We start from the raw sequence: 16936 nt of genomic DNA on the forward strand, positions 1-16936 counted from the left end.
GTCACATTCCTACTTTCTGTTTGTTTTCTTGAACGAGTTGCATGAAACGGTCGAATAAATCGTTAGCGTCGTACGGTCCAGGTGCCGCCTCAGGGTGGTATTGGACCGAGAACGTCGGATAGTGGAGATGTTTGACGCCTTCGACGGTCCCGTCGTTGACGGCACGGTGCGTGACGACGAGCCCAGTTGTCGCGAGTGACGACTCATCGACGGCGTAGCCGTGGTTTTGGGACGTGATCGTCACCGCCCCGGTCTCTAGTTCGAGCACGGGATGGTTGGCACCGCGATGGCCGAACGGGAGTTTGAACGTGTCTGCCCCGCCGGCGAGGCTAATCAATTGATGGCCGAGACAGATGCCAAACAGCGGTAACTTCGGCATGAGCGTCTCGATGAGCGGGAGCGCCGTCGGGACGTCTTTCGGGTCCCCCGGTCCGTTCGACAACATGATGCCGTCCGGTTCGTAGCGCAAAACTTCTTCCGCCGTCACGTCGTGCGGCAAGACGACGACTTCACAGTCACGTTTGACGAGTTCGCGCATAATCCCGAGCTTCGCCCCGAAATCGATGAGGGCGATGCGGGGACCGCTGCCGGTCGTCACATAGGCCCGCTTCGTCGAGACGCGTTCGACTTGGTCGGTCGGAAGCAGACCGTCGAAGCGGTCTTTGACGAGGTCCCACGTCGATTCTCCGTCGACCATGACGCCGCGCATGACACCGCGAGAACGTAAGTGACGTGTGAGCATCCGTGTGTCGACGCCCGCAAGACCTGGAATGTTGAATCGTTTGAGCGTATCCGATAACGTCGCCGTCGAGCGGAAGTTTGAAGGTGCATCGCACACTTCCTTGACGATGAGACCTTTTGCCATCGGAACGGTCGTCTCGAAATCTTCACGGTTGACGCCATAGTTCCCAATCAACGGATTCGTCAGCACGATGAGTTGATCACAATAGGATGGATCGGACAACATCTCTTGATATCCGGTCATCCCAGTCTGAAAGACGACTTCCCCGGTCGTCTCGATGTCAGCACCAAACGCTGTCCCTACAAATGAAGTCCCGTCTTCAAGCCATAATGTTCGTTTCATCGAATCTCCCCTTATATACGATTTCTCCGGCCACGATCGTCAAGACCGGCCAGCCGACCAAGTGTTTCCCTGCGAACGGTGTGTTCTTTCCTTTCGACTTGAACGTCGTCGGGTCGACGACCCGTTCCGTCTCCGTGTCAACGAGGACGAGGTCCGCCGCTCGTCCGACTTCGATCGCACCGTACGGCAATCCGAATACGTCACTCGGACGTTTCGTCATCCACTCGATGAGCGCGACTTCTTCTAGCTGTCCCGTCTTGACGAACGTCGTGTATAGAAGCGGGAACGCCGTCTCGAATCCGGTGATGCCGAACGGGGCCCGCTCCATTCCTTCTGCTTTCTCTGCTGCCGTATGCGGAGCGTGATCGGTCGCAATCATGTCAATCGTCCCGTCCATCAACCCTTCGATAAGCGCCGCACGGTCGTCCGCACTTCGGAGCGGCGGGTTCATCTTGAAGTTTGGATCAAGACCCGGGATGTCGTCTTCACAGAGGACGAGGTGGTGTGGGGTCACTTCGGCCGTGACGTGGATGCCGGCACGTTTGGCGTCCCGGATGACGCGGACCGATTGCCGTGACGAGACGTGACAGACGTGATAGTGACAGCCCGTCTCTTCGGCGATTAAAACGTCGCGGGCGATATGGATACTCTCGGCGAGGCTCGGAATGCCTTGGATGCCGTGTTCTTCACTGAAGCGACCTTCGTGAACCGAACCGGCCTTCAGCGTATTGTCCTCACAGTGGGCGACGACTGCCTTGCCGAGTCGTTTCGCTTCCCGCATCGCCTGACGCATCATCGCGGCAGACTGTACGCCGACCCCGTCATCGGTGAAGGCGAACGCGTCCTTAAGCGAATCCATGTCGACTTGTTCGGTTCCGAGTTGCCGCTTCGTGATGGCAGCGTACGGAAGGACACGGACGATGGCGTCTTCTTCGATTTTACGAACCAGTCGATCCATCGTCTCGCGGTCGTCTGGGACAGGGCGCGTGTTCGGCATCGCACAGATTGTGGTGAAACCACCAGCTGCCGCGGCTTCGGTCCCGGTCTTAATCGTCTCTTTCTTCTCCCCGCCCGGTTCGCGCAGATGGACGTGGACGTCGACGAGTCCCGGGATGAGGAGCTTTCCGCTCGCGTCGATGACTTCGTGGCCATCGGTCGTGCCGTCATAGTCGACAGCGCGAATCTCGCCGTGTTCGATTAAGATGTTCGTCGTCCGTTTTGTGTTCCCGTCATACCAGGTTGCGTGTTGAAGTATCATGATTGTCCCCCTAATGCTCGATGTAAGATGGCCATCCGGGCGTATACGCCGTTCGTCATCTGTGGAAAGATGCGTGACTTTTCGTGTTCAATCAAACTGCCGGCAATCTCGACGTCCCGGTTGACCGGTGCCGGATGCATGATGATTGCGTCCGGTTTCATCCGTTCGACCCGATCGACCGTCAAGCCGAACTGGGTGTGATAGTCTTCTTTCGAGAAGATGTCGCCCATGATGTGACGCTCGTGTTGGACCCGGAGCAACATGATGACGTCACTCTCGTGTAACACGTCGTCGATGTTTCGCCGCTCGAGTCCCATCGACTCGTCCCACCACGACTCCGGGCTGCAGCCGACGACGTTCGCGCCGAGCCGTCGCAAGACCGAGGCGTTCGATCGGGCGACACGGCTATGGACGAGGTCGCCACAGATGGCGACGTTCAATCCTTGGAACGTCTTGAACTCCTCGTAAATCGTGACGAGGTCGAGGAGCGACTGGGACGGATGTTCCCCGCTCCCGTCCCCGCCGTTTAAGACCGGGATGTTCAATCTCTCGACGAGTTCGTGATAATAGCCCGCTTCCGGATGGCGGATGACGAGCGCATTGATGCCGATCGCCTCGAGCGTCTTGCACGTGTCGTAAAGCGTCTCGCCTTTCGTCACCGACGATGTCGCCACGTCGAACGGGATCTCTTGGATGTTCAAGTGACGCTCGGCCATTTGAAACGAGTTCTTCGTCCGCGTGGAGTTTTCAAAGAACAAGTTCGCGACCGTCTTCCCGTCAAACAGCGGCGGCATGTCGCCTTGCTTATAGCGGAGCGACTCTTCAATCAAGCCCATGATCTCATCGAGTGCGAGCGTGTCGAGACTGACAAAATGTTTCGGTTGTTGTTGAATCAAGTTCATGTTCGTCTCCTCCTTTTGTATAGAAGGCAAAGAGAAAAGGCGCCTCTTCACCTACGTGAAGGGACGCCTTCATTTGGGTGGACACACCCAAATAAACGAGCCTTCACTTTGCCGACCTCACGGGATCGAATTAAAAGTTACTTGCTTGTCGTGTTTCTTCAGTTGTTTCATTCGCTGATTCCGTCGGCTCTTCTTTCGGCAAGAAGGCGTTCAACAAAATGCCGACGATCGTCGCGAGTGCCATCCCTTGGACCGGGAAGCTGCCGAGTTGGACCATCGCCCCACCGAGACCGACGACGAGGATGACCGAGGCGATGATCAAGTTGCGTTTTTCGGCGAGGTCGACTTTGCTTTCGACCATCGTCCGAAGTCCGTTCGAGGCGATGACGCCGAACAAGAGAATCGAGATGCCGCCTTTGACCGGATTTGGAATCGTCGAGATGAACGCTTCGACGTGACCGAGGAAGCCGAAGCTGATGGCCATGAGCGCAGCACCGGCGATCACGTACACACTGTATACTTTCGTGATGGCCATGACACCGTTGTTTTCCCCGTACGTCGTACACGGTGGGCCACCGAGTGCCGAGGCGACCGCTTTCCCGACACCGTCGCCAAGGAGCGTGCGGTGAAGGCCCGGGTCTTTCATCGTCTCACGTCCGATAATCTTTGACGTGACCATCTGGTCGCCGATATGTTCCGTCATCGTGACGAGGGCGACCGGGACGATGGCGAGGAGTGCCCCGATTTGCCACATCGGCATGTAGTCGACGAACACCATCGTGAAGTCCGGGAGTTGGAACAAGCTCGCTTGTCCGATGGCCGAGTAGTCGATAATCCCGAACATGGCGGCGATGGCGTACCCTCCGACGATGCCGAACAGAATCGGCACGGCGCCCCAGACGCCTTTTAGCTTCGTCATCGCGAGCATCGTGATGCCGAGCGTGAGGAGTGCGATCGTGATGAACGTCCCGTTGTACGCCCCGTTGTCGTTCATCGACATGTCGATGGCGACCGGCGCGAGTGACAAGCCGATGACCATGATGACCGGGCCGACGACGACCGGCGGCAAGAGCCGTAACAGCCAGCGGACGCCCGTCTTATAAATGATGAGCGAGACGACGCCGTATACCGAGCCGGCGATGATGCCGCCGAACAAGGCGGCTTCGACGCCCCACTGTTGACTGACGGCGATAATCGGGGCGATGTAGGCGAAACTCGATCCGAGATACGTTGGGACTTTGAAACGGGTGATGGCTAAGAATGAGAGCGTGGCCACGCCGGAAGCGACGAGGGCGACCGATGTGTTGAGCCCCGTCAAAATCGGGACTAAAATCGTCGCTCCGAACATGGCGAAGACGTGTTGCAAGCTGAAGAGCAGCCATTGCGGCAAGTGAGCGGGACGCTCGTGGATGTTGAGGATAGGTTGTTTCATGTCGTTCTCCTTCCTGGCCTCTCTGGACCACCTTAAAGGTTTATTGGGTTATTGCTGATTGATGAAGACTTCGTCTGTCGCGTCGACTTCACTGAGTCGAACGACGACTTGTTCCGACTTCGACGTCGGGACGTTTTTTCCGATAAAGTCTGGGCGAATCGGTAACTCGCGGTGTCCGCGGTCAATCAAGACGGCGAGTTGGATGTAATCTGGGCGACCGTGGTCGACAAGGGCGTCCATTGCGGCACGCACCGTCCGACCGGTGTAGAGGACGTCGTCGATGAGGACGACCGTCTTTCCGTTAATGTCATGCGGAAGTTCCGTCGCTTTCACTTCCGGGTCGAGCGACTTTTTCGACAAGTCGTCACGATACATCGTGATGTCTAAATTGCCGAGGGCGATCGGCTTGCCTTCAATCTCTTCAATCCGGCGTGCGAGCCGGTCGGCGAGCGTCTCGCCTCGGGTTTTTATCCCGACGAGCACGACGTTATCCGTCCCTTTGTTGCGTTCGATAATCTCATGGGCGATTCGTGTGAGCGCGCGTCGGATGGCGGCTTCATCTAAAATGGTAGAACGTTTCATGGCGTTCCTCCTTTCTACAAAAAAAGAAGACTTCCTCGTCCGGCTGGAAAAGGAAGTCTTCATATGTGAGGGCAGACGTCTGCCTCAAATAATCGACGTGTCGTGGCCGCGGCCACATTCCTTTCACAGCCTCTCTGGACTGGGTTTAAAGGTGTTATGCTTTCTAGACTATAAATCGGAATGAGCGGAATGTCAACGCGTTTTCTCGATTTTGTCCAATTTGGCAAGTTCTGTCTCGAAGTCGGCCGGGAGCTTCGCCTCGAATTCGAGCCATTCGTTCGTCCGCGGATGGAAGAACCCAATCGTCGCCGCGTGAAGCGCCTGACCGTTCAATTGAATCGTCCGGCGCGGCCCATATTTCGGGTCTCCGGCGAGCGGGTGACCGATGTAGCGCATGTGGACGCGAATTTGGTGCGTCCGTCCCGTCTCGAGTTTACACTCGACGAGCGTGAAGTCTTTGTAACGCTCAAGCAGACGGAAGTGTGTCACCGCTTCTTTCGCGTTCTTATCCGTCACGGTCATACGCTGGCGGTCGTTCGTGTCGCGTCCGATCGGTGCCTCAATCGTGCCGAGCTCATGGACGAGTTCCCCGTGGACGAGCGCGATGTATTCACGCTTGATTTTACGGTCTTTCAACTGCGTCGCGAGCGACTCGTGAGCCAAGTCGTTTTTGGCGACCATCAAAAGACCGGTCGTGTCTTTATCGATGCGGTGAACGATGCCGGGACGTTTGACGCCGTTGATGCCTGACAAGTCATCACAATGGTAAAGGAGCGCGTTGACGAGCGTCCCTGACGTGTGACCGGCCGCCGGATGGACGACCATGCCACGTGCCTTGTTGACGACGATGACGTCCTCATCCTCATAAACGATCTCGAGCGGGATGTCTTCCGGTAAGACTTCAAGCTCGACCGCTTCCGGTACGTTGACGATGATCTCGTCGCCGATTTGTAGTTTATAGTTCGGTTTCACGGCTTGACCGTTCACGAGCAGGTCGCCCGCTTTAATCCAATCTTGAATTTGCGAACGGGACCAATCGCTCCGTTCACTCATCCATTTATCGATTCGTGCCTTTTCTTCGGCGACAAATGTGAATGTTTCCATTACGCATGTCCCCTTTCTTTGTTTAATTTTTCTTCGAACAAGACGCCGATGACCATAAAGATGACACCGAACGTGAGCGCCATATCGGCGACGTTAAAAATCGGGAAGTTGTAGCCGAACGGATACGTATCGACGAAATCGACGACTTCTCCTCGGAACAGGCGGTCGATGAAGTTCCCGATTGCTCCGGCAAGCAGTAACCCGACGCTATAGCCGAGCAAGTTGAATCCGTTCACTTCTTTATGCAGGAAGTAAATCAAGCCGACGACGACAATGGCCGTGACGATAAAGAAGAACGTCATCTGTCCTTCGAGCATGCCCCAAGCCGCTCCTTTATTGCGGTAAGACGTCAAATAGAGCCAGCCTGGAATGAGTTCAATTGACTGTCCAATCGTCATCGTCTGGACGACGATCCACTTCGTCACTTGATCGAGCACGATGAGAAATAGGGCCAATCCGTAATAGCGCTTCATCAAATTCTCCTTTCACGTCATAAGAAACCGGAGTGGACGTTCGCCACTCCGGTCCAGCTTATGCGATGACTTCCGTACAGCGCGGGCAAAGCTCTGGATGCTCGGCATGTTGACCAAGCTCCGTCGAGTACGTCCAACAACGGGCACAGGCGGCACCGTCGGCTTTCGTGACGGTGATTTCTGCCGTCGCATAATCGACATCCGCGTGCGCGACATAGTCGAGTTGCGACACTTGGAGCAGTTGACGAACGTTGTCGATCGTCTCGAGCAACGCTTTCGTCTCACCCTTCGGTGCGACGAGCAACTTCGCCTCGAGCGGTTTCCCAATCAATTTTTCACCGCGGGCGATCTCAATCGCTTTCAACACGTCGTTACGGAACGTGAGGAACTTCGACCATTTCGCAAGTAACGCCGTCTCTTCTTCTGAGAGCGCGACGACTTCATCGAGATCCGACAAGAAGACGCTATCGGCTGCCTTCGCCGGAATCTCTTGCCACACTTCGTCCGCCGTGTGCGGAAGGATTGGCGCGATCAACTTCGTGAGCGCGATGACCGTATCGTACATGACCGTTTGAACGGCACGACGGCGTGCGTCATCTTCACGCTCGATGTAGAGGATGTCTTTCGTGAAGTCGAGATAGAACGAAGACAACTCGTTGACACAGAAGTTGTGAATCAAGTGGTAGACGGCCATGAAGTCGAACGTGTCGTATGCTTTGATGACTTTCGCCTGCAACTGCTTGAGTTTCGTCGCCATGAATTGATCGGCTTCTGGCATGTCTTCGAAAGCGACGCGCATCGACGGGTCGAACCCGTTCAAGTTCCCGAGTAAGAAACGGAGCGTGTTGCGGATTTTCCGGTACACTTCCGACACTTGCTTGAAGTTGTCGTGCGAAGCGCGTACGTCAGATTGGTAATCGACCGACGACACCCAAAGACGGACGATTTCGGCACCGTATTGTTTTACGAGATCGTTCGGCGCGATCGTGTTGCCGAGCGATTTCGACATCTTACGTCCGTCGCCGTCAAGCACGAATCCGTGACTGAGAACCGTACGATACGGCGCTTTCCCGGTCGTCGCGACAGCCGTCGAGAGCGACGAGTTGAACCAACCGCGATACTGGTCTGACCCTTCCAAGTAGAGGTCGGCCGGACGGCGAAGGTTGGCGCGTTCTTCGAGCACACCTGCGTGTGACGAGCCCGAGTCGAACCAAACGTCCATAATGTCGAGCTCTTTACGGAACTCCCCGTTCGGGCTGTTCGGATGCGTGAACCCTGCTGGGAGCAAGTCTTTCGCTTCGCGCTCATACCAGACGTTCGAGCCATGCTCGCGGAACAAGTTCGCGACGTGGTCGATCGTCTCGTTCGTGATGATCTCCGTGCCGTCTTCCGCGTAGAAAATCGGGATTGGCACACCCCATGCGCGTTGACGGCTGATGACCCAGTCCCCACGGTCACGGACCATGTTGTAAAGACGCGTCATGCCCCATTCCGGCACCCAGTTCACTTCTTCGATCTCACGAAGCAAGTCACTCCGGAAGTCTTTGATTGACGCGAACCATTGCGGCGTCGCACGGAAGATGACCGGTTTTTTCGTACGCCAGTCGTGCGGGTACGAGTGTTTGATGAACTTTAAGTTAAGGAGGTAGCCGTTCTCTTCAAGCTTCATCCCGATTTGTTTGTTGGCATCTTCATAGAAGAGGCCTTCAAATCCAGGTGCCTCGTCCGTCATGTAGCCACGATCATCGACCGGGCAGAGGACGTCGAGCCCGTACGCTTGTCCGACACGATAGTCGTCTTCCCCGTGACCTGGTGCCGTATGGACGAGACCTGTCGCGTCAGCCGTGACGTGGTCACCAATCATGACGAGAGACGTCCGGTCGTAAAGCGGATGTTGCGCCGTCATATGTTCGAACGCCTGGCCGTTCCACGACCCGTCCACCGTGAAGTCGGTCCAGCCGAGCGCTGTCGTCACGTCTTCCACGAGGCTTTCTGCGACGATATAGCCTTTGCCGTCATGGTTGATTCGCGTGTACGTCAACTCATTACTGACCGCGATCCCGAGGTTCGCCGGAATCGTCCATGGCGTCGTTGTCCAGATGACAAAGTGGTCGGTCGTCTCCAAGATGCCTTTTCCGTCGACGACTTGGAACGCCACATAGATGGCGGGCGACTTCTTGTCATAGTACTCGATTTCCGCTTCGGCGAGGGCCGACTCTGAAGAAGGTGACCAATAGACCGGTTTCTTCCCTTTATAGATGTAGCCTTTTTCAGCCATCGTCCCGAATAGACGGATCTGGGCCGCCTCATATTCTGGGAGGAGCGTGATGTACGGGTTCTCAAAGTCTGCGAGTAAACCGAGACGTTTGAACTGTTCGCGCTGCGAGTTCACTTGTTCCATCGCATACGCCGCACATTTCTCACGGAATTCGGCGACCGTCATCTCTTTACGGTTGACACCAGCTTTTTGGAGCGCGTTCTCGATTGGAAGACCGTGCGTGTCCCAGCCCGGAATCATCGGCGACTGATAGCCGTTGAGTGACTTGAAACGGACGATGATGTCTTTCAACACTTTGTTGAGGGCGTGCCCCATATGGATGTCGCCGTTCGCGTACGGCGGGCCGTCATGCAAGATATACTGCGGTTTGCCCGCATTCTTTTCGAGCACACGGTTGTAAAGGTCCATCTGTTCCCATGCTTCTTGCATTTGTGGTTCACGTTTTGGCAGGTTTCCGCGCATCGCGAAATCTGTTTCAGGCATCAATAGGGTGTCTTTATAGTTCATTGAAACTCCTCCTCATTTTTTGACAACAAAAAAACCCGCCCCTAAATAGGGACGAGTTGGTCGACTCGCGGTACCACCCTACTAGTCTCGACATAGGTCGAGACCGCTCTCGGTGACCGATAACGGGGTCAGGCGGTCGCGCTTACTCGTTTCAGCACGACACTCGTAGGGGATACCGAATAAAGTCTTTCTCTTAGGCTCGCACCTTCCCTAAGTCGCTTAGTAGGTATGACTTTATCGACGTGTCCTAGTCGACGTATTGTGTATTATCCGTGATGTTTGTTTGGTATGACTTCGTCGTCATTATACGTAAGTTCGGTCGTATCGTCAAGAACCGTTTGGACCGGTGGTTCGCCGACAATCGTATCCCATTCCGTACTATTTAACAGCTCCATTTGGGCATCGACGAGAACGCGGAAACGTGTCCGGTACAGCTCGACTTTCTTCAACATTTGAACGACTTCACGCTCAGCGAGTTGCTCTTTCCGTGCCGCTTCCTCTTCACGCGCGAGTGCTTCACGTTCCGCCTGCTTCAAGATGAGGCTCGCCTCTTTCGCAGCGTTCGTCTTCACTTCTTCCGCCGCCTCTTGCGCGACGATAATCGATTTGTTCAATGTGTCTTCCATCGAGGAGAAGTAGTCAATGCGAGCTTGCATATCGTTGACGAGTTCTTCATACCTTCTATTCTCACGAATCAACAGTTCGAACTCTTTGATGATTTGATCTAAAAATTCATTGACCTCATCGATGTCGTACCCGCGAAAACGAGTCGAGAACTCTTTATTATGAATATCAATCGGTGTCAACGCCATTCGACTTTCCTCCTAAATTTAACGTATGATGCCATACTGGATTTTTATTTTCTCACGTTTCGTCGAGCCGAGAATTGCTGTCAACTTCACTCGACCGTAACCGCGAATCGAGATTAAATCATCGGGCTCTAAGATGAAGCTCGCATCCTCGATTTGTTTATGGTTCACTTTACAGTCGCCGTGTTTGACGAGCGCCTGCGCTTTTTGCCGCGATAAATTGAGCACTTCGCTCACGACGGCATCAAATCGAAGCGACGAGACGATTCCGAACTCTTCCGTCCACTTCGTCTCCGGAACGACGAGTACGGCTTCAGGTGCCACGTCCGAAATGCGAATTCGGGCTTTGCCGACTCGGTCGACGTTCATCTCGATGAAACTAGCCGCCTCTGTGGTCGTGGCAAACTGGGCGATCCCGTCTTCTAACACGACGTCTCCAAACTTCTGACGTTTCAGCCCGGCGTTCAAGAGCGTGCCGGTCACTTGACGATGGGTCAAGTCGACAAACTTTGTCGGATAGTCGATTTGACGAATCGCGATTTCAAAATCGTTCGGCTCGAGTTCATAATAGTCCGGCGCCAAAATGAGCCGACGTCGTTCTGCTCCTTCAAAACCACCGTCATCGTAAATCGCTAGACGCTTCCCGACGATTTGCTTCACAATTTGGTGTTCACGCGGGTCTAAAAAGTCCGTCAATTTGAACAAGTAGTTGTCCTCGACTTGTTGCACCCAGTCGAGCACTTGCTCGATGAACGCCCGTTCGCTCGGACGATAATGGTCAAAGACGCTCATTTACAGACCGAAAATCGCTCGCACCCCAACCTGTGCCATTCGAAGTACGAATAAGGCGACGATCGGCGAGATATCGAGCATGCCACCGATTGGCGGGATGATGCGGCGGAACGGGTTGAGAAACGGTTCGCACAAATAAGACAAGATTTGTCCGAACTTAGACTCGCGCGCGTTCGGGAACCACGACAACAAAATATAAGCGATTAACACCCAGCTATAATACCCGAGAAGCGTAACAATCGTATTTCCTAAAGCTTCTACTACGTTATTCATTCACTTACCATCCTTTACTATTGAGTTCGTCCTCCGAAATCAAGTTCGAGATCGACCCCGTCAACTCGATATTGTTCGGAGTACATAGAATCGTGTTATGTCCAATCGACGTCATCGTCCCTTCGAGCGCGTAGACGACACCCGATAAGAAATTGACGACTTGACGAGATTGTTCTTTTGACATGCGTTGAAGGTTGACGATGACAGCGCGGTTTTCTTTCAATTGGTCGCTAATGTCTTGCGCTTCGGCGAAGACGCGCGGCTCGGCAAGAACGACTTTCGAACGTTCTTTTTTCTTCGAGTTGAACGCGACGAGATTGTTTGACGTTTTCGGGCGATCGTCTGTCTTGACGATTTGCTCGGTCATCGGCTGTTGCTTCGTCTCGGCGACGACATACTCTTCACCTTCATACGCATTCCGTTCTTCTTCTTCGAGTCCGAAGAAATCTTTCATCTTGTTTTTGATTGACATAACGGATTCCTCCTTAAGATATATTATTGCACAAGTATGGTTCCAATACGAACAAACGATGCGCCTTCTTCGACGGCAATCGGATAGTCATTCGACATGCCCATCGACAGTTCCGTACACGGGGCGTGAGCGTACCCTTTCGCCAACACGTCGTCACGTAACGTCCGCAACTGATGGAACGTGTCACGAAGTACCGACTCATCTTCTGTCAACGGTGCCATGGTCATGAGACCGATCACCCGGATGTGCGGATACTGTTTACAGTTCTCGATGAAGGCGTGCACCTCCTCTTTTTCAATCCCATGTTTCGATGCCTCGCCCGACACGTTCACTTGGACGAAACAGTCGATGACACGATTCGCTCGCTTATCGATTTCCGCTGCGAGCGACAAGCGGTCGAGTGAGTGGATGGCCGCGACGCGGTCGATGATTTGTCGCACTTTGCGTGTCTGCAGGCTTCCGATGAAATGGATGAGCGCATCATCTGGCAACATTTCTGCCTTTGCCAACAGTCCTTCCGGTCGATTTTCTCCGAAATGACGTACGCCTTCTTCATAAAGGGCGGTCGCCACGTCCGGACCGACCGATTTCGTGACGGCGATAAGGGTCACGTCCTGTCCGGCTCGATGTTGTTCGATGGTTTGTCTGACATGTTTCACGTTATTCGCTATACTCACGACTTCTTCTCCTTGACGAGGACGGCCGCAAATCGACGTAACGCATCCCCGTTCCGATACGAGAAAAACGTTCGGTCCGAGACGGTCGACAAGTTCGATTGGGTGACGTCCAGTTTTCTTTCGACGGCGAGCGTCTCATTCACTTGTTGTAGCGACAAGTGCGCATGTCCGTCTCGCTCATCTGTGACCGCGGCGTCATATGCCGCTTCCGACACGTCTTTGACGGCGTCGAGCACTCGTTGGTCGACCTCATACGCGTCGGCCGTGATGGCCGGCCCGACGACCATGTCAATCGCATCAGCGGGCACCCCGAGTTTGGCGAACGCATCGGTCATCGAGGCGACGATGTTGCCGACCGTACCTTTCCAACCCGCATGGGCCATACCGATGACGCCATGATCTTTCGCACAAAAGAACAGTGGGACGCAGTCGGCGAAGACGAGGGCGAGCGGCATGTCCTCCGTCGTCGTGACGAGGCCGTCTGTCGCTTCAATCGCTTCCGCGTAATCATACGCCCCTTTGCCTCGATCGTTCGTATCGACGAATGCGACACGATTGCCATGAACTTGGTCGGCCCAAACCGAGTCAGTTAACGCAAGACCGGCGTCCATAAAGAAACGTTCTCGGTTTTTCACGACGAGGGCACGGTCGTCTCCGACGTGGAGGCCGACATTCCCTTCATTGTGCCAATCTGTGCGGGTCGTCACGTAGGCCGAGTAGCGCTCCGTTTCAGTTTCCCATGAATGAATCAATCGCATGTCGTTCTCCTTTTTTACAAAAAAGGAGTGCCGAGAACCGGCACCCCCTATTTTTTAGTTACGGCGTTGTCTTACGAACGCTGGGATGTTGATCGTCTCGTCTGGGACGTCACCACCATAGACCGGTCTATGGAAGTTCCCTTCTTCTTGTTGCGCAGAGTCCGCTTTCGGTTGAGCCTCTTTCTTCACTTCTGCCTCAGGTTGTTTCTTCGGCTGTTGAAGGAACGGGTTCGAGCCTTGTGCTTCTTCTGCAAATTCAGTTGCGATGACCGTCACGATAATCTCGTCGTTCAAGTTTTCGTTGATGACCGAACCGAAAATCAAGTTCACTTCTTCATCCGCAGCACTTTGAACGATTTGAGCCGCTTCCGTCACTTCATAAAGACTGAGGCTGAGACCGCCCGTGATGTTCATCAACACGCCTTTCGCGCCTTCGATTGAAGACTCGAGAAGCGGTGAAGAGATGGCTTTCTTCGCGGCTTCAACGGCACGGTTTTCACCTGTCGCGACACCGACACCCATAAGGGCCGAGCCTTTTTCAGTCATAATCGTCTTCACGTCAGCGAAGTCGAGGTTGATGAGACCTGGGATAGCAATCAAGTCCGTGATCCCTTGTACACCTTGGCGCAAGACGTTATCCGCTTCACGGAACGCCTCAATCATCGGCGTGTTGCGCTCGACGATTTCAAGAAGCTTGTCGTTCGGGATGACGATGAGCGTGTCAACTTTTTCTTTGAACGCTTGAATGCCGTGTTGGGCATGTTGCATCCGCTTGCGTCCTTCGAACATGAACGGTTTCGTGACGACACCGACCGTCAAGGCGCCGATTTCTTTCGAAATCTCTGCGATGACAGGGGCTGCCCCTGTACCCGTTCCGCCACCCATACCGGCTGTGACGAAGACCATGTCCGCGCCATCAAGCGCTTCAATCAACTGTTCACGGCTCTCTTCGGCTGCTTTCTTCCCGATATCAGGATTTGCACCGGCACCGAGTCCGCGTGTCAATTTCGCACCGAGTTGGAGCTTCACGTCCGCTTTCGACATGTTGAGTGCTTGCGCGTCCGTGTTGACCGCGATGAACTCGACACCTTGCACGCCGTGTTCGATCATGCGGTTGACGGCGTTTGAACCGCCGCCACCGACTCCAATTACTTTAATTTTTGCTACGGCGTCAATCGCCTCATCAAAGTACATCATTCAGGTATCCCCCTACGTAATTTCCGATTGTGAATCGCATCAGCTTACACGCCAAATAATTTTTCCATTAACCGTCCGAATCCGTTTTTCGATTCGCGTTCTGTCGAATCGTACTCGTCACCAGCATCCGGTTGTCGATCTGTCTTCGTTGTCGACGAGACGACTTCGCGTTCTTCCGGCTTCTCCAAGTTTTGCTTCGAGACGTGGTGATCGCTCATGAGCACGTACTTGAGAACGCCGACAGCTGTCGCATATTTCGGATGTCTGACACCGATGGACGATGGTTGATAAAGTCTCGTCTTTTGACCCATGACACGGGTCGCCAGCTCTTGGATGCCAGGCAAGGCAGCGGCGCCACCACAGAGCAAATAGCCTCCGCTCAGTGCCGGAACTCCTACCTTTTGCACTCTATTCAACACCAATGTAAACATTTCCTCTATTCTCGCCTCTAAAACATAACTAATTTCAGCTTGCGGCTCATACGCCACTTCCCCGTTAATGTTCGTGAACGAGAATCCTTCAGTCGCATCTGCCATTTCTTCAAGCGCAAGACCATATTCTTCTTTCGCGACTTTCGCATCTTGGTATTTGCAGTTGAGCTTGTATACCAAGTCGCGCGTCATATGATCGCCCCCGACTGGAAGGATGTAAGAATAGACGAGGTCACCACGGTAGAAGACAGATACAGTCGTCTTCTCGTGTCCGATGTCGATCAAGCCGATCCCAAGGTCAATCTCATCCACAGAAGCGGCACTCATGCCGAGCGCCAAATTGCCGAGCACGAATCCGTCGAGCTTCAGTCCCGCCCGCTCAATCGAACGACGGATGCTATGTAAGATCGTCTTCGAGCCCGTCACCATCTTCCCGTGCATCTCTAACCGATAGCCGAGCATCCCACGCGGGTCCACGACGCCGGTCTGTTGATCGACCGTGAACGAGGACGGAATGACATCAATCACGCTCATCTCGTCGGGTAGACGCATCACTTGTGCCGAATTGATGACTTCAATCACGTCGGCATCCGTAATTTCTTGGTCTTCTCGTTTGACCGAGGCGATTCCATGACATGGGGCAATTTGGATATGTTCCCCTTCGATGGCAACGTATACCGAACGAACTTGATCACCGAGTGCCGCTTCGGCATGTTCGACGGCTTGTTTGATGGCTTGAACCGTCTTATCGATGTCGACGACGGCGCCACGTTTTACTCCTGCAGACGGAGCACAACCTTCTGCCAAAATATTAAGCGTTCCCCCGAGCAATTCACCCACGACAAGCTTAATTTCTGACGTTCCAATATCTAATGCGGCTACATAACCGTTCGCTTCCAACAGGGAAACACCTCCGCGCTAAAATTTCAGTTTCAGTCTTCCATTACAATATTACAGATATCCAAAAATATTGTTAGGTCCGGCAAGATATCTCACGTCTAAGTTTACAACAAATAAGATAGTGAGAAAAGGTAGAATCCTACAAATTAAGCGGTTTTGGGGTGTCAATTCGATTACAAACGATAAAAAAACAGCCCCGGCATGTCGCAGGGCTGTAAAAATTCAGACTATTCTTCCGATTTTTCATATGGGACGAAATAATAGCCCCCATCCATGACGACCGTTCCTCGCTGTCCTTTCGGGATATTTTCAAAAATTTCACCGTACTTGGACACCGTTTGACTCAGTTTGAACGTCGGTGTGAGCAATGTGTTCCCGTCGTTCATGTAAATCTCATAACGTGTCGGTTCGCCTTCTTGTTGTTTGAACACGATCTCAGACATTCTCGCCCGTAACGCGTCATCGACCTGCTCGAGCTCACCGGCCACTTTCTCAAGATCGGCCTCTTTGTCAAACTGTCTCAAGAGCGGCCCGTCTTTCAACTTTGCCGGGTCATCGATTTGCCCGGTCGGATGAAGCGAGCCGTCCGCTAAGACGACGACTTCCCGGTCGTCCGTCCTCGAATAGGCGATCATCTTCTCCTCTTCGAGCTTGATGGTGACGATATTGTACCAACTTCGATCCACTTCCACGTCTTTTACGCCGGGAAGTTCACGAATCGCCGTCTCGAGTCGGCTAGGAGACACTTCGACGATTTTTGACGTCGTGTCTAGGTCGATTTGTTCCAACACGTAAGACTCGGTCAACCAAGCCAAGCCAGACACGTTCACCGCCTTCACGTCAGACACCGACGTCTGCATATAGACGACGAGGGCGATCAATACGGCGAACAGCAGCAAAATCGCAGACAATCGACGGTTCGCCTTCTTCCGTCGCTGATCTTTCATATATGGAATCCGGTCTTCCAAACTACGGACGGTGTTCTGACGTGTCTCCATGCTTCCTCT

General features: G+C 53.7%; 17 protein-coding genes. All 17 read right to left on the reverse strand.

Annotation, left to right across the window (positions count from 1 at the left end; all coding sequences use genetic code 11):
• Position 1: 1 nt before the first annotated feature.
• The gene (locus KNP76_RS01165) at positions 2–1084 is read right to left on the reverse strand and encodes a carbamoyl phosphate synthase small subunit (protein ID WP_034806420.1); all 1083 of its coding nucleotides are present in this window, start codon (positions 1082–1084) and stop codon (positions 2–4) included.
• Positions 1062–2342, reverse strand: coding sequence for a dihydroorotase (locus KNP76_RS01170; RefSeq protein WP_051622587.1), 1281 nt, complete (start codon positions 2340–2342; stop codon positions 1062–1064). Before KNP76_RS01170 ends, KNP76_RS01165 begins: the two co-directional genes overlap by 23 nt.
• Positions 2339–3244 (reverse strand): aspartate carbamoyltransferase catalytic subunit, encoded by a 906-nt coding sequence (locus KNP76_RS01175; RefSeq protein WP_034806422.1) that lies wholly within the window; start codon positions 3242–3244, stop codon positions 2339–2341. Before KNP76_RS01175 ends, KNP76_RS01170 begins: the two co-directional genes overlap by 4 nt.
• Before the next feature lie 130 nt (positions 3245–3374).
• Positions 3375–4676, reverse strand: coding sequence for a uracil-xanthine permease family protein (locus KNP76_RS01180; RefSeq protein ID WP_034815044.1), 1302 nt, complete (start codon positions 4674–4676; stop codon positions 3375–3377).
• Positions 4677–4724: 48 nt separating this feature from the next.
• Positions 4725–5258, reverse strand: a complete 534-nt coding sequence (gene pyrR / locus KNP76_RS01185; RefSeq protein WP_034806428.1) for a bifunctional pyr operon transcriptional regulator/uracil phosphoribosyltransferase PyrR — start codon at positions 5256–5258, stop codon at positions 4725–4727.
• Between the two features lie 192 nt (positions 5259–5450).
• Complete coding sequence (locus KNP76_RS01190) at positions 5451–6362, reverse strand: RluA family pseudouridine synthase (RefSeq protein WP_214842193.1); 912 nt, start codon at positions 6360–6362, stop codon at positions 5451–5453.
• Positions 6362–6835, reverse strand: coding sequence for a signal peptidase II (lspA, locus tag KNP76_RS01195; protein ID WP_034815042.1), 474 nt, complete (start codon positions 6833–6835; stop codon positions 6362–6364). The genes KNP76_RS01190 and lspA overlap by 1 nt, the downstream gene beginning before the upstream one ends.
• Before the next feature lie 58 nt (positions 6836–6893).
• On the reverse strand, positions 6894–9620 hold the full coding sequence (ileS, locus tag KNP76_RS01200; RefSeq protein WP_214842195.1) for an isoleucine--tRNA ligase: 2727 nt from the start codon (positions 9618–9620) through the stop codon (positions 6894–6896).
• Between the two features lie 266 nt (positions 9621–9886).
• Complete coding sequence (locus KNP76_RS01205) at positions 9887–10432, reverse strand: DivIVA domain-containing protein (RefSeq protein ID WP_214839461.1); 546 nt, start codon at positions 10430–10432, stop codon at positions 9887–9889.
• Between the two features lie 18 nt (positions 10433–10450).
• A complete protein-coding gene (locus tag KNP76_RS01210; protein ID WP_214839463.1) occupies positions 10451–11221 on the reverse strand; it encodes a YlmH family RNA-binding protein in 771 nt (256 codons plus the stop codon).
• A complete protein-coding gene (locus KNP76_RS01215) occupies positions 11222–11494 on the reverse strand; it encodes a YggT family protein (RefSeq protein ID WP_034805585.1) in 273 nt (90 codons plus the stop codon).
• Positions 11495–11498: 4 nt separating this feature from the next.
• Positions 11499–11966, reverse strand: a complete 468-nt coding sequence (locus KNP76_RS01220; protein WP_034805588.1) for a cell division protein SepF — start codon at positions 11964–11966, stop codon at positions 11499–11501.
• Positions 11967–11989: 23 nt separating this feature from the next.
• A complete protein-coding gene (locus KNP76_RS01225; RefSeq protein ID WP_214842197.1) occupies positions 11990–12643 on the reverse strand; it encodes a YggS family pyridoxal phosphate-dependent enzyme in 654 nt (217 codons plus the stop codon).
• Positions 12640–13401: a peptidoglycan editing factor PgeF gene (gene pgeF, locus KNP76_RS01230; RefSeq protein WP_214842199.1), complete on the reverse strand. Its 762-nt coding sequence runs from the start codon at positions 13399–13401 to the stop codon at positions 12640–12642. The genes KNP76_RS01225 and pgeF overlap by 4 nt, the downstream gene beginning before the upstream one ends.
• 54 nt (positions 13402–13455) lie before the next feature.
• Complete coding sequence (gene ftsZ, locus KNP76_RS01235; protein WP_034805598.1) at positions 13456–14598, reverse strand: cell division protein FtsZ; 1143 nt, start codon at positions 14596–14598, stop codon at positions 13456–13458.
• A gap of 44 nt (positions 14599–14642) precedes the next feature.
• A complete protein-coding gene (gene ftsA, locus KNP76_RS01240) occupies positions 14643–15929 on the reverse strand; it encodes a cell division protein FtsA (RefSeq protein WP_034805600.1) in 1287 nt (428 codons plus the stop codon).
• Between the two features lie 227 nt (positions 15930–16156).
• On the reverse strand, positions 16157–16927 hold the full coding sequence (locus KNP76_RS01245) for a cell division protein FtsQ/DivIB (RefSeq protein ID WP_034805603.1): 771 nt from the start codon (positions 16925–16927) through the stop codon (positions 16157–16159).
• Between the last annotated feature and the right edge of the window lie 9 nt (positions 16928–16936).

The sequence above is a fragment of the Exiguobacterium sp. s150 genome (genome assembly GCF_018618435.1).
In the GTDB taxonomy this organism is placed as follows: domain Bacteria; phylum Bacillota; class Bacilli; order Exiguobacteriales; family Exiguobacteriaceae; genus Exiguobacterium; species Exiguobacterium alkaliphilum.